This is a genomic window from Streptococcus sp. SP8, assembly GCF_030440045.1.
In the GTDB taxonomy this organism is placed as follows: domain Bacteria; phylum Bacillota; class Bacilli; order Lactobacillales; family Streptococcaceae; genus Streptococcus; species Streptococcus parasanguinis_I.
On record NZ_JAQFJL010000013.1, the window covers coordinates 22557 to 35691 of the forward strand.

14 protein-coding genes are annotated in these 13135 nt (G+C 41.9%); all 14 read left to right on the forward strand.

Features of this window, described 5'->3' with window-relative positions; translation table 11 throughout:
• Positions 1 to 3 precede the first annotated feature (3 nt).
• The 14 genes from PCY11_RS08405 (at position 4) to PCY11_RS08470 (ending at position 13114) form a co-directional block, all read left to right on the forward strand.
• Positions 4 to 690 (forward strand): amino acid ABC transporter permease, encoded by a 687-nt coding sequence (locus PCY11_RS08405; protein ID WP_070845818.1) that lies wholly within the window; start codon positions 4 to 6, stop codon positions 688 to 690.
• Positions 691 to 709: 19 nt separating this feature from the next.
• Complete coding sequence (locus PCY11_RS08410; RefSeq protein WP_070845816.1) at positions 710 to 1474, forward strand: amino acid ABC transporter ATP-binding protein; 765 nt, start codon at positions 710 to 712, stop codon at positions 1472 to 1474.
• Positions 1475 to 1582: 108 nt separating this feature from the next.
• On the forward strand, positions 1583 to 1966 hold the full coding sequence (locus tag PCY11_RS08415; protein ID WP_070845814.1) for a DUF1310 family protein: 384 nt from the start codon (positions 1583 to 1585) through the stop codon (positions 1964 to 1966).
• A 172-nt stretch (positions 1967 to 2138) separates the two neighbouring features.
• Positions 2139 to 2534, forward strand: a complete 396-nt coding sequence (locus PCY11_RS08420; protein WP_070845812.1) for a DUF1310 family protein — start codon at positions 2139 to 2141, stop codon at positions 2532 to 2534.
• Positions 2524 to 4119, forward strand: a complete 1596-nt coding sequence (locus PCY11_RS08425) for a hypothetical protein (protein WP_070845810.1) — start codon at positions 2524 to 2526, stop codon at positions 4117 to 4119. The genes PCY11_RS08420 and PCY11_RS08425 overlap by 11 nt, the downstream gene beginning before the upstream one ends.
• Positions 4098 to 4478: a hypothetical protein gene (locus tag PCY11_RS08430; protein WP_049491017.1), complete on the forward strand. Its 381-nt coding sequence runs from the start codon at positions 4098 to 4100 to the stop codon at positions 4476 to 4478. Before PCY11_RS08425 ends, PCY11_RS08430 begins: the two co-directional genes overlap by 22 nt.
• 18 nt (positions 4479 to 4496) lie before the next feature.
• The gene (locus PCY11_RS08435) at positions 4497 to 4796 is read left to right on the forward strand and encodes a hypothetical protein (RefSeq protein WP_049523162.1); all 300 of its coding nucleotides are present in this window, start codon (positions 4497 to 4499) and stop codon (positions 4794 to 4796) included.
• A 355-nt stretch (positions 4797 to 5151) separates the two neighbouring features.
• Entirely contained in the window at positions 5152 to 7281 is a 2130-nt protein-coding gene (locus PCY11_RS08440) for an AAA family ATPase (RefSeq protein WP_070845809.1), read from the forward strand.
• Between the two features lie 225 nt (positions 7282 to 7506).
• Positions 7507 to 7752 (forward strand): hypothetical protein, encoded by a 246-nt coding sequence (locus PCY11_RS08445; protein ID WP_003009969.1) that lies wholly within the window; start codon positions 7507 to 7509, stop codon positions 7750 to 7752.
• A gap of 156 nt (positions 7753 to 7908) precedes the next feature.
• On the forward strand, positions 7909 to 8235 hold the full coding sequence (yajC, locus tag PCY11_RS08450) for a preprotein translocase subunit YajC (RefSeq protein ID WP_003004444.1): 327 nt from the start codon (positions 7909 to 7911) through the stop codon (positions 8233 to 8235).
• A gap of 154 nt (positions 8236 to 8389) precedes the next feature.
• Positions 8390 to 9139: an isoprenyl transferase gene (locus tag PCY11_RS08455; protein ID WP_070845808.1), complete on the forward strand. Its 750-nt coding sequence runs from the start codon at positions 8390 to 8392 to the stop codon at positions 9137 to 9139.
• Between the two features lie 9 nt (positions 9140 to 9148).
• Positions 9149 to 9952 carry a phosphatidate cytidylyltransferase gene (locus PCY11_RS08460; RefSeq protein ID WP_023919527.1) on the forward strand — a complete coding sequence of 268 codons (804 nt, stop codon included), beginning with the start codon at positions 9149 to 9151 and terminating at the stop codon, positions 9950 to 9952.
• A gap of 36 nt (positions 9953 to 9988) precedes the next feature.
• Positions 9989 to 11248: an RIP metalloprotease RseP gene (gene rseP, locus PCY11_RS08465; protein ID WP_049523159.1), complete on the forward strand. Its 1260-nt coding sequence runs from the start codon at positions 9989 to 9991 to the stop codon at positions 11246 to 11248.
• Positions 11249 to 11263: 15 nt separating this feature from the next.
• Complete coding sequence (locus tag PCY11_RS08470) at positions 11264 to 13114, forward strand: proline--tRNA ligase (RefSeq protein WP_070845807.1); 1851 nt, start codon at positions 11264 to 11266, stop codon at positions 13112 to 13114.
• Positions 13115 to 13135 lie beyond the last annotated feature (21 nt).

Genomic DNA, 13135 nt, shown 5'->3' on the forward strand with positions numbered 1-13135 from the left:
CTTATGGATTTCAATTTTATTAGTAAAGCATTTCTAGCCACCTTGGGTGGTGTTCCAGTGACCCTTCTGATCATGGTCGTATCAATTCTCTTGAGTTTTCTTCCAGCCCTCTTTTTGGCACTCGGTCAGATTTATAAGGTCAAAGGTGTTCGCAGTTTCTCAGTGGTTTACTTAGCCTTTATCCGCGCGACGCCTCCTATTCTCTTGATTCTCTTCTTTTATAGTCTCTTTCCTAGCCTCTTAAATAGCTTTTTTAAGAGTATTGGTAGTCACTTTAATGTCTTTGAGATCAATCCCATTTATTATGCCTTTATCATCTTTAGCTTGATGACAACAGGAAGTCTTGCTGAAATTCTACGGTCAGCTATTCTAACGGTGGATAAGGGCCAGCTAGAAGCAGCGCAAGCCATTGGTTTGACTAATTGCCAAGCCTATATCCGCATTGTTTTTCCACAAGCCTTGCGTTCAGCCCTTCCCAATTTGTGTAACTTGGTTATCAACTTGGTCAAAGGAACTTCCCTTGTCTTTGTCATGACGATCAAGGATATCACCGCCATTGCCAAGGTCGAAGCCTCTTATGGCTATCAATATTTTGAATCCTATCTAGTGATTTTTATTCTTTATATTGTCATTTGTGGGGTGATTCAGTGGGGATTCAATCTCTTAGAAAAACGCCTGACACTCGCATAGAAGAAGGAGAAATAAGAAGATGTTAGAAGTAGAACACGTATCGAAAAAATTTAAGGACCACCAGGTCCTGGTAGATGTTAATCTCAAGGTCAACCAAGGGGATGTGGTCGTTATTTTGGGTCCATCTGGATCAGGAAAAACAACCTTCCTTCGCTGCCTCAATCACTTAGAAAAGGCAGATACAGGGCACCTCACCCTAGGTGGAAAAGAGTATGACCTCTCAAAACTTAGTAAAAAAGAGATTCTAGAAATCCGCCAAAAGACAGCCTTTGTCTTCCAGCATTACAATCTCTTCGCTAACAAAACAGCGCTTGAAAATATCTTAGAAGGCCTGGTTGTAGCCCGTAAGGTTCCAAAAGAAGAGGCCATCCAACGGGCAGAATCAGCCCTTGAAAAAGTTGGTCTCCTCGCTTATAAGGATTACTATCCTTCTCAATTGTCAGGTGGCCAGCAGCAACGGATCGGAATTGCGCGTGCCATCGCAGTGAAACCAGACGTGATCTTGCTGGACGAGCCGACTTCAGCGCTAGACCCAGAGTTGGTCGGGGATGTCTTAGATGTCATGAAGCAATTAGCCCAAGAAGGAGTGACCATGGTTGTCGTAACCCATGAGATGGGCTTCGCGCGTGATGTGGCTAACCACGTTATCTTTATGGATGGCGGACACATCATCGAAGAAAACGAACCTCATGAATTCTTCAACAGTCCAAAAGAAGAACGAACCAAACAATTCCTTTCACGGATTTTATCCGATGCCACTTATAGCGTCGAATATATGATTTAACAGGAGACACACCCAGTAAGGGTGTGTTTTTTAGGATCTGGAAAAAATTTTTAAAAATTGGGTCATTTTTTAGAAATCATTACGAATAATATAAGTGAGAGGGAACATATGACTGATAAAAAACAACGATTTGTACTACTATTCTTACTGACTTTGTTTCTAGGAGGTTGCGGCCTTTTTACGGATAAAGCTGCTGAGAGAAGGGAAATGATTCAGATTGCAGAGAGTCAGAAGATGAAAGTGGCAATTGAAACCTATTTAAAAAATCTGGATCCAGAGGCATTAACTCCAAATGGGAAAATAAAGTCTTATAGAATTTTAAAAGATAAATTAAAATATAATCCAATGGAAGGAATTATTGTCGAAATTGTCATTAATAGGGATGATCGGTTGACGATTGATATGACGGTCATAGAAAAGGATTCAGGAGAATATCTTGTTGCCACATCAGGAACGCCTAAAGAATTAACGAAATTAATAGAAAGAGATTAGCAATAGCAACCTCATTTATTTTATAGAATTTATTGATTGGGCCAAGTATGTTACATCAATACGTAGTGCTTGTAACCTTTTGGCAATGTTTTTTAACAAAAGTAACATTTCAGGTATGGATGGAATTTTGTATAATAAATTCTAAGAAACCTGAAGAAAGAATGGGAAGAAGATGAAAAAAAGTAAATTTATTGTGTTGATAATGGTAGCATTTAGCCTGAGCTTAGGGGGATGTAGCTTTTTTAATGGACAATCTGCCAAGAAACAAGAAATGATTCAAATTGCAGAGAGTAAGAAGATGAAAGTGGCGATTGAAAATATGTTAAAGGATATTGATCCTGAAGCATTAACTCCGCAGGGGAAAATACACTCGTATAAAATCTTGGAAAATCAATTGGAATACAATCCAATGGGTGGGATGAATGTATATTTGGAAGTCAATAATGATGAAAAACTAACTATTGATACTACTGTTCATATGGAAGATTCGGGAGAATTTGAGGCTGGAAGTTATGGTATTTCTGCAGAGTTAAGTCGTTTACTGAGGGGAGATGAATATGGTAAATAACACAAATTTTTCAGACAGACAGCATGTAGAAGCATCATTAATTGAATATAGATCATTAAAATTAGGAAAAAATCAAAAAATTAAAGAAGGTAGTGAATATGTTGGCAATGTTTCTCACATCTATGATAGTGTAAATGGCAATGAAGAACAAGTCTTCGTACTAACGGATAGTGGCAAGGGTGTTGAACAAGATCCAGTCCCCTATACTGCTTCAGATGAAGAACGTGCCCAAATCCATGACGTGACTGTCTTGATGAAGGGATCTGAAACTGAAATAAGTACACAAAAATTACTCCATGATACATATACGGATTGGGTAAAGACAGATTTGCCAGCAGCTTCCAATATTTTGAACCCTGGTGGTGCGAGCGAGTATGCAACAGAATATGCGAAGAATTATGCGCGAGATAAGGCTAAGGATAGTTTTAATAATTTTGTAGAAGCTTTTGAAGATGCGATTATTCCTACTTCTGTTAATCTTCCGCCGGAGGCCACGCCCTTAGGTAGGTTTATGAAAAAAGCGCTGGACAATCCTGTCAGCAATTTCGTACAGGAAAAAGCATCAGATGTGGTCGGCTTTTTTGCAGAAAGAACAGCCGAAGAACAGGTTAAATTTCCTGCTTTAGTGGGAGCTGCTTTTTTAAAAAAATACAATGACGAAAACGGGACTTTCCCGCCTCCGCAGTTTAAAGATGCTGCAACTCATTTGAAAGAGGTGATCCGAAAATACCCCAATGCCAAGATCGATCTATACGGTCACTCTCTGGGGTCTATGAATATTCAGTATGCGCTTGCCTGTTTGACGGAAGAGGAAGCTTCTCATATTGGGACCGTACATCTATACAATGGCCCCAATGCCTATCCCATCTTAACACCCAAGCAAAAAGCGCGTATAGATTCGCTGAAGTACAAAATCTACAACCACATTGACCATAAAGATTTGGTTAGCTTGGGCTATCAGGATTCTGGAAGCAAGGAATCCAGTGGGATTGTCAAGCACCTCAAAACTAAGAATTTGATAAATACTGGCCTGCAGCACATGATGCATGGTTATATCTATGATAAGGATGGGAATTTGGTTCTTGAAAAGGGAACGGAAGCCATCACTCGCAAGGAAATCATTGAAGAGCGGATGAAGGTTTACTATCGCCTAAAGGATAAATTACAAAAAACAGGTGGTGGACTGAGTTCAAGTGAACAAATCTATCTCGATGCCTTGCAGGCACGCCTGGCTTCTGATGAGCTGATTCGAGTAGTGGATGAAGGGCTGGAGCAAGCTCAGAAATCTAAGGCACGACTGGATACAGATTTAGAAGCTTTGGAGAAAGTATTACAGACCGTTCCGAAAGGCTTCATTCTCAATCTTGCCGAAGTAGAAGAGGCCTATGCACAGGCTGGTGCAACAAGGCAAACAGTTGTCACTCAAGTAAGAGAAAGATTCGACAACCGTTTGGCTGCATATCAGTCCTTATCGAATGAATTCCATGCTTTAAACAAGCAAGTGAATGCAGGAATTGAGCTCTTAAAAACAAAAGATCAAGAAATAGCAGGAGAAATGAACCAGTGGGAACAACTAGCTTATTAATTTCATCTACTCTTTCGAAAAAGGAAAAGAAACTAGATCACTTGGAAAGAGAGTTTCAAAAAGCGCGTTTGGAGCTAGATGAAAAGCGTTGCCTAGTGGAAAGAAAACAGCAGCTCTTCACCCAGATGCTGGAAGAAGAGTATGCGATGGCAGCTTCCTTCTTACAAGAGCAGGAGGTTGATGTCAATTGTGGATGGGAGTCCCTCCATCGCTGTATCGAAGAGTATGATCTCGAAGCTAGAGAAGCTGCACAAGTAGCCTTAAAACAGATCGAAATCGAGGAAGAGAATTTATGGCAATCCTACCGGAAAGATAGACGCCAACTGGAAGAGGAGTTTGCACAAGATAAAGTTTCATAGTATAGAAGAGGAGGAAGTATGGGTGATAGTCCAGTCAAAGATTTCTTTGATTTAGATATGAAAGATAAGATGAGGATCATCGAAAGCCGAAAGAAACTTGAAAAAGATTTAATCCGTGTTGTCTATGCGCCTGTTTTATTGACCTGCAAGGCAGGAGTTGAGAAGCGTTACAATGATGGCTTGACTGCGATTACAACAGTAGCCGAAGAAGACGTCCAGGTCGTTGGAAAGCAACTGGATCAGTCCATGGTGGGGCAATTTGCTAAAAATGTACAGACAGTTATTCAAGAAAAAGCTGGGAAATTTAAATCTATCTAGCCAAGAACTTCTATTTAAAATGGAATCTGGAGTGACTCCAGATTTTTTTAATAAATTTAAAAAATTATGTAAAAAAGTGTTGACAAATAATTCAGTCTGCGTTATAATAATTTATGTAAACAAAAAGAGGTTGAAAAAACCTACTGGTTTACAAGATCAATAGTGGAAAGGAGATGGTGATATGCTATTTCCAAAATTAAGACAACTAATTGATAAAAGGGAAAATAGAAACTGTTAGCCTGTAGGGCTATTATTAAATAAATGAATTAAAATTATGTAAACAATTAAGCAGCAGCCAATTGGTCTGCTAATTTTCAAGAATGAATTAAAATTATGTAAATTAGAGGTATACAATATGAATAACAACTTTAACAATATGGATGATCTTTTCAATCAACTAATGGGAAACATGGGTGGTTTTCGTTCTGAAAGCCGTCGCTACATGATCAACGGTCGTGAAGTGACACCAGAAGAATTCGCTATTTACCGCCAAACTGGTCAACTTCCAAATGAAGGAAGTGAGCAAGTGCAACACCATCAAGGTAAAGGAATGAAACAAGATGGGATCCTTGCAAAACTTGGTCGTAACTTGACCGAAGAAGCTCGTGAAGGAAAATTGGATCCGGTCATCGGACGTAATAAAGAAATTCAAGAAACTGCTGAAATCTTGTCTCGTCGTACCAAGAACAACCCTGTCCTTGTAGGGGATGCCGGTGTTGGTAAAACAGCAGTTGTAGAAGGTTTGGCACAAGCTATTGTGAACGGGGATGTTCCAGCGGCTATCAAAAACAAAGAAATCATCTCGATTGATATTTCTGGTCTAGAAGCTGGTACGCAATACCGTGGTAGCTTTGAAGAAAATATTCAAAATCTGATCCAAGAAGTCAAGGCTATGGGAAATGTCATTCTCTTCTTTGATGAAATCCATCAAATCCTTGGTGCAGGCAGCACAGGTGATGGTCAAGGATCTAAAGGTCTTGCGGATATCATCAAACCTGCTCTTTCACGTGGGGAATTGACTGTCATTGGTGCAACCACTCAAGATGAATATCGTAACACCATCTTGAAGAATGCGGCTCTTGCTCGTCGTTTCAACGAAGTGAAAGTCAATGCTCCATCAGCTGAAGATACTTTCAAGATTCTCCAAGGGATCCGTGATCTTTATGAAAAACACCACAATGTCATCTTGCCAGATGAAGTTTTGAAAGCAGCGGTTGATTATTCGATCCAATACATACCACAACGTAGCTTGCCTGATAAGGCCATTGACTTGGTCGATGTGACAGCTGCTCACTTGGCAGCCCAACATCCAGTAACAGATGTCCATGCTGTGGAACATGAAATTGAAGAAGAAAAAGCTAAACAAGAAGCTGCAGCTGCTAAAGAAGATTACGAAGCAGCTCTTAATGCAAAAGTTCGTATCGAAGAACTTGAAAAGAAAATTGAAAACCATACGGAAGACCATAAAGTAACAGCAACAATCAACGATGTGGCTGAATCAGTAGAACGGATGACGGGTATTCCAGTGTCTCAAATGGGTGCAACTGATATTGAACGTTTGAAAGATATGGGTCACCGCTTGCAAACTAAGGTTATCGGTCAAGATAAAGCCGTTGAAGCAGTGGCACGTGCTATCCGTCGGAACCGTGCAGGATTTGACGAAGGGAACCGTCCAATCGGTAGCTTCCTCTTTGTAGGTCCTACTGGTGTCGGTAAGACTGAATTGGCTAAACAATTGGCGCTTGATATGTTCGGTACCAAAGATGCCATCATCCGTTTGGATATGTCAGAATACAGCGACCGCACAGCCGTTTCTAAATTGATTGGTACAACAGCTGGTTATGTTGGTTACGATGATAACAGCAATACCTTGACAGAACGTGTTCGCCGTAACCCTTACTCAATCGTCCTTCTCGACGAAATTGAAAAGGCAGATCCTCAAGTGATCACCCTTCTCCTTCAAGTCTTGGATGATGGTCGTTTGACAGATGGTCAAGGGAACACGGTCAACTTCAAGAACACTGTGATTATCGCCACTTCAAACGCTGGCTTTGGTTACGAAGCCAACTTGACAGAAGATGCGGATAAACCAGAACTCATGGATCGTTTGAAACCTTACTTCCGTCCAGAATTCTTGAACCGTTTCAACGCTGTCATTGAATTCTCACACTTGAGCAAGGAAGACCTTTCTAAGATTGTTGATTTGATGTTGGTAGATGTCAATAAGACCCTTTCTAAGAAAGAAATCGACTTGGCAGTGAGCGATGCAGCTAAAGAATACATGACTGAAGAAGGTTATGATGAAGTGATGGGTGTTCGTCCACTCCGTCGGGTAGTTGAACAACAAATCCGTGACAAAGTCACAGACTTCCACTTGGATAACTTGGATGCCAAACATCTCGAAGCAGACATGGAAGATGGTGTCCTTGTGATTAGAGAAAAAGACACAAAGAAGGAAGAAAACACTGATAAACAAGCAGATTAAGGCGAATTAGTTTGTGAAAAATAGAGACTGCTATCATATAGCAGTCTTTATTTTTTCTTCCCACCTGGGGGAAATTATTCGCCGTATGAGGCGAAAAATACCCTATTTGGGCTAAAAAAACATCAATAATTAGTGAAATTAATCCAATTTGAGCAAAATTATTAATAAATAAAGAAAATAAGTATATAATCTATACAAGAATAAAATTTGAGGAATGGAAGTAAGATGAGCAATACAATTGATATCTACTCAACTCCCGAATACAGAAAAGTGGAAGCCGTTGTTCAACTGATGGTTGACGGTCGCTTGACGAGCTATCGTGTCGCAACTGAAACAAACATCAGCAAAATGAGCTTGGCGACTTTGACGAAGGGAACGAGTAAAATCAAAAATATTACCTATCAAACGGCTTTGGCCTTGATTGATTGGTATGATGAGAATCATGAAAAGTATGGCATTACGATTGACTAGTCAGTAGCCCACTTTTCGTGGTTTTTTTCTTTTTCATCAAAACTTGCCTCCTCTCTGAGACTGGAGCCTGATTTTGCTTGAAGAGGATGGGAAAACTTGAAAAGACGGGCGAAATTTGATATAGTATAGCATATATGAAAATTAAAGGAGAAACATATGCAAGGCGGAAGTTTGCTAATTATGCTCGTTCTTATGGTCGGTTTGATGTACTTCATGAGCCGTAGCCAAAAGAAACAGTACCAAAAACGGATGGAAAGTTTGAATAAACTTCAAAAAGGAAATGAAGTCATCACGATTGGTGGCTTGTACGGAACCATCGATGAAGTCGACACAGACCGCAAGACCGTTGTCTTGGATGTTGATGGTGTCTACCTGACCTTTGAATTGGGAGCGATCAAAACAGTTCTTCCTGTATCAGAAGGAATCTCAGCTACTGCGACAGAAGGTGCTAGCTCAGATGCTGATTCAGCCATCGAAGAATAATCATCAAAGAAGAGGCAAGGGCCTCTTTTTTGGTGGGCAAATAGGACGATGTGATGAAGGAAAGTCCTGCTGGTTCAAAAAAGAGGCCAGAGTCCCTATTTTATGGGGATTTATGGTATAATGAAGCGATAAATATTGAAATAGGTAGAAAAACATGTTTCGTTTTAAGAAAAAAGAAAAAATCGAGATACCTTTAGAAGTCCCGAAACACATTGGGATCATTATGGATGGCAATGGTCGCTGGGCGAAAAAGCGGATGCAACCGCGCGTCTTCGGTCATAAGGCGGGGATGGAAGCTCTCCAAGAAGTGACGATTGCAGCAAAAAATATGGGGGTTCAGGTCTTGACTGTCTATGCCTTTTCTACGGAAAACTGGACACGCCCTGAAGATGAGGTCAAGTTCATCATGCACTTGCCGGTCGAGTTTTATGATCGTTTCGTCCCCGAATTGCATCGCAACAATGTCAAGATTCAAATGATCGGTGATATCAAGAAATTGCCAAAAGAAACGCTGGAGGCTTTGGAAAGAGCAGAAGCGATGACCCATCTCAATACAGGTTTGATCCTGAATTTCGCACTCAATTATGGTGGACGTGCTGAGATCACTCAGGCTGTGAAGCAGATCGCCCAAGAAGTCTTGGATGCGAAGTTCAGCCCAGAAGATATCACAGAAGAGATGATCGCAGATTCTCTCTATACCGAGAGTTTGCCACGTGTCCTAAGGGACCCGGATTTGATTATTCGTACCAGCGGAGAGATCCGTTTGAGTAATTTCCTTCCTTGGCAGGCTGCTTATAGTGAGTTGTATTTCACAGATGTGATGTGGCCAGATTTTGGAGAGGAAGCACTACGAAGTGCTGTAGTAGAATATAGCCATCGCCACCGGAGATTTGGCGGTGTTTAGGAGAAGATGATGACGAAAGATTTACAAAAACGTGTGATTTTTGGAGGAATTGCCCTGCTCTTTTTCATTCCAACAGTAATGGTTGGAGGGGTGTTCTTTCAGATTGTGATTGGCTTGATCGCCATGCTAGGGGTTCATGAATTGCTCAAAATGAAGGGGCTTGAGACAGCGACCTTTGAAGGAGCGCTAGCCATGTTAGCGGCCTTTGTCCTGACTTTGCCGATCGAGGACTACCTCCCTTACCTTCCAGCAGATGGCAATATGATTGCTTATGGTTTGGTTGTCTTGATTCTCATGGGAACAACTGTTCTTGCTCAGAATTACAATTATGAAGATGTGGTCTATCCCATTGCGTCTAGCTTTTATGTTGGACTTGGTTTCCATTCCTTAGTAGATGCGCGAATTGCTGGTATTGACAAGGTCTTATTGGCCCTCTTTATTGTTTGGGCTACAGATTCAGGTGCTTATCTAGTAGGAAGTCGGTTTGGGAAACGCAAGCTCATGCCTGCGGTTTCTCCTAATAAAACGATTGAAGGCAGTCTTGGGGGAATCTTGTCTGCAGTTGCGGTAACTGTGATCTATATGATCGTGGATCGTTCTGTGGCGGGTGGACATGGTTTTCTTGCTATGATCTTCTTTACCATCCTCTTTAGTATCGCAGGTCAGTTTGGAGATCTGGTAGAGAGTGCGATTAAACGCCACTTCGGTGTGAAAGATTCTGGGAAATTTATTCCAGGACATGGTGGTGTTCTAGACCGCTTTGATAGTTTGATCTTTGTCTTTCCCTTGATGCATTTCTTGGGCTTGTTCTAAGACAGAAGAGATAGAAAGGAAACCACGTATAGAACGATGCAGTTTATTGCCTTTATTGTTATTTTTGGAGTGATCGTTCTCGTTCACGAGTTTGGTCATTTCTATTTTGCAAAAAAATCGGGCATCCTGGTGCGAGAATTCTCGATTGGGATGGGTCCCAAGATCTTTGCCCATATTGGTCAAGATGGAACAGCCTATACGATTCGCATTCTACCTTTAGGTGGCTATGTTCGTATGGCTGGCTGGGGTGAGGATACAACTGAGATTAAAACCGGAACGCCTGTTAGCTTGACGCTAAATGAGGCTGGCAAGGTCGTCCGGATCAATCTTTCAGGAAAGAATCTGGATCAGACAGCCCTTCCCATGAATGTTACCCAGTTTGACTTTGAAGACAAACTGGAAATTACGGGTTTGGTTCTCGATGAGACCAAGACTTATAGTGTTGATCATGATGCGACCATCGTTGAGGAAGATGGGACGGAAGTGCGGATTGCGCCGAGAGATGTTCAGTATCAGAATGCCAGCATTTGGGGACGGTTGATCACCAACTTTGCGGGTCCTATGAACAACTTTATCCTCAGTATTGTCGTTTACTCACTTCTAGCTTTTATGCGTGGTGGTGCGATTGACTACTACAGCAACAATGTTCAGGTGGCACCCGATGGGGCGCTGGCTAAGGTCGGTGTCAAAAGTACTGTTCAGATCCTTCAAGTCAACAACGATACCGTTAGCAACTGGGATGAGCTGACAGATGCTGTTGAGAAAGCAACTAAGGACAGCAAGACGGCTCCTGAATTGACCCTGAAAGTCAAAACAGACGGCCAAGAAAAAGAAGTCAAAGTGAAGCCAACCAAGTCAGGGAATCGTTACTATCTGGGTGTGACAAATGGCCTCAAGACAGGATTTGTGGATAAACTCTTGTCTGGTTTTACAGATACCTGGAATACAGCGACACGGATTCTGGGAGCTTTGAAAGATATCATTTTCCACTTTAGTCTCAATAAACTGGGTGGTCCGGTTGCCATCTACAATGCCAGCTCACAAGCTGCTCAATTAGGGATTCCGGCAGTCTTATCTCTTATGGCCATGCTCTCTATTAATATTGGGATCTTCAATCTAATCCCGATTCCAGCTTTGGATGGAGGAAAAATCTTGATCAATTTGATCGAGGTCGTCCGGAGAAAGCCACTGAAACAAGAAGTAGAAACCTATATGACGCTTGCAGGTGTAGCTGTAATGGTTATTTTGATGATTGCTGTCACCTGGAATGATATTATGAAATTATTTTTGAAATAGAAAAGGATATTGTCCATGAAACAAAGTAAAATGTTGATTCCAACGCTTCGCGAAATGCCAAGCGATGCTCAAGTCATTAGCCATGCTTTGATGTTGCGTGCAGGTTATGTTCGCCAAGTATCAGCTGGTGTCTATTCGTATTTGCCACTAGCTAATCGAGTGATTGAAAAAGCAAAAGGCATCATGCGCCAAGAATTTGAAAAAATTGGAGCAGTAGAAATGCTTGCTCCAGCCCTTTTGAGTGCGGATCTCTGGCGTGAATCTGGTCGTTACGAAACTTACGGGGAAGACCTCTATAAGTTGAAAAACCGTGAAGGCTCTGACTTTATCTTAGGTCCAACTCACGAAGAAACCTTTACCGCTATTGTGCGCGACTCCGTAAAATCTTACAAACAATTGCCGTTGAATCTCTACCAAATTCAACCAAAATACCGCGATGAAAAACGCCCACGGAACGGTCTTCTTCGGACCCGTGAGTTCATCATGAAAGATGGTTATAGCTTCCATGCTAACTACGATAGCTTGGACGTTACTTATGATGAATACAAGGCAGCTTATGAGCGGATCTTCACACGCAGTGGCATCGACTACAAAGCCATCATCGGTGATGGTGGTGCCATGGGCGGAAAAGATAGCCAAGAGTTTATGGCTGTTACACCTGCTCGTACAGACTTGGATCGTTGGGTTGTTTTAGACAAATCAGTGGCTTCCTTTGATGAGATCCCAGCAGAAGTCCAAGAAGAAATCAAAGCAGAATTGCTCAAATGGATGGTCTCTGGTGAAGATACCATTGCCTATTCAAGTGAATCCACCTATGCTGCCAACTTGGAAATGGCTACTAACGAATACAAGCCAAGTAACCGTGTTGTAGCGGAAGAAGAAGTGAAACGCGTGGAAACACCAGGTGTCAAATCGATTGATGAAGTAGCTGCATTCTTGAATGTTCCAGAAGAAGCTACTATCAAGACTTTGGTTTACATCGCAGATGGTGAGCCTGTTGTTGCCCTTCTCGTAGGTAATGATCAGCTCAATGAAGTGAAGTTGAAAAACCACCTCGGCGCAGACTTCTTTGAACCTGCAACCGAAGTGGAAGTGAAACAATTATTAGGAGCTGATTTTGGCTCTCTCGGTCCAGTTGATCTTCCTGAAAATGTTAAGATTATCGCAGACCGCAAGGTCCAAGACAGCCGTAATGCAGTAGTCGGTGCCAATGAAACAGGCTACCACTTGACTGGTGTCAACCCAGGACGTGACTTTACTGCAGAATACGTCGATATCCGTGAAGTTCGTGAAGGCGAAATCTCACCAGATGGGAAAGGGGTCTTGAACTTTGCACGTGGGATCGAAATCGGTCACATTTTCAAACTCGGTACACGCTACTCCGCTAGCATGGGAGCAGATGTCTTGGACGAAAACGGTCGTGCAGTTCCGATCATCATGGGCTGCTACGGAATCGGTGTCAGCCGTCTTCTTTCAGCTGTTATGGAGCAACATGCACGCCTCTTTGTCAATAAGACTCCAAAAGGGGAATACCGTTACGCTTGGGGGATTAACTTCCCTAAAGAATTGGCGCCATTTGATGTGCATTTGATTCCAGTCAATGTCAAGGATGAAGCAAGCCTTGCTTTGACCGATCGGATCGAAGAAGCTTTGGTGAATAAAGGCTACGAAGTCTTGGTGGATGACCGAAATGAACGCGCTGGTGTCAAATTCAGCGATAGTGATTTGATTGGACTTCCAATCCGCGTAACAGTTGGTAAGAAAGCAGCTGAAGGCATCGTTGAAGTGAAAATCAAAGCGACAGGAGATACCATTGAAGTTCATGCGGACAATCTCCTTGAAACTCTTTCAATCTTGAACAAATAAGAAAAAGCTTTCTGAGCTCTC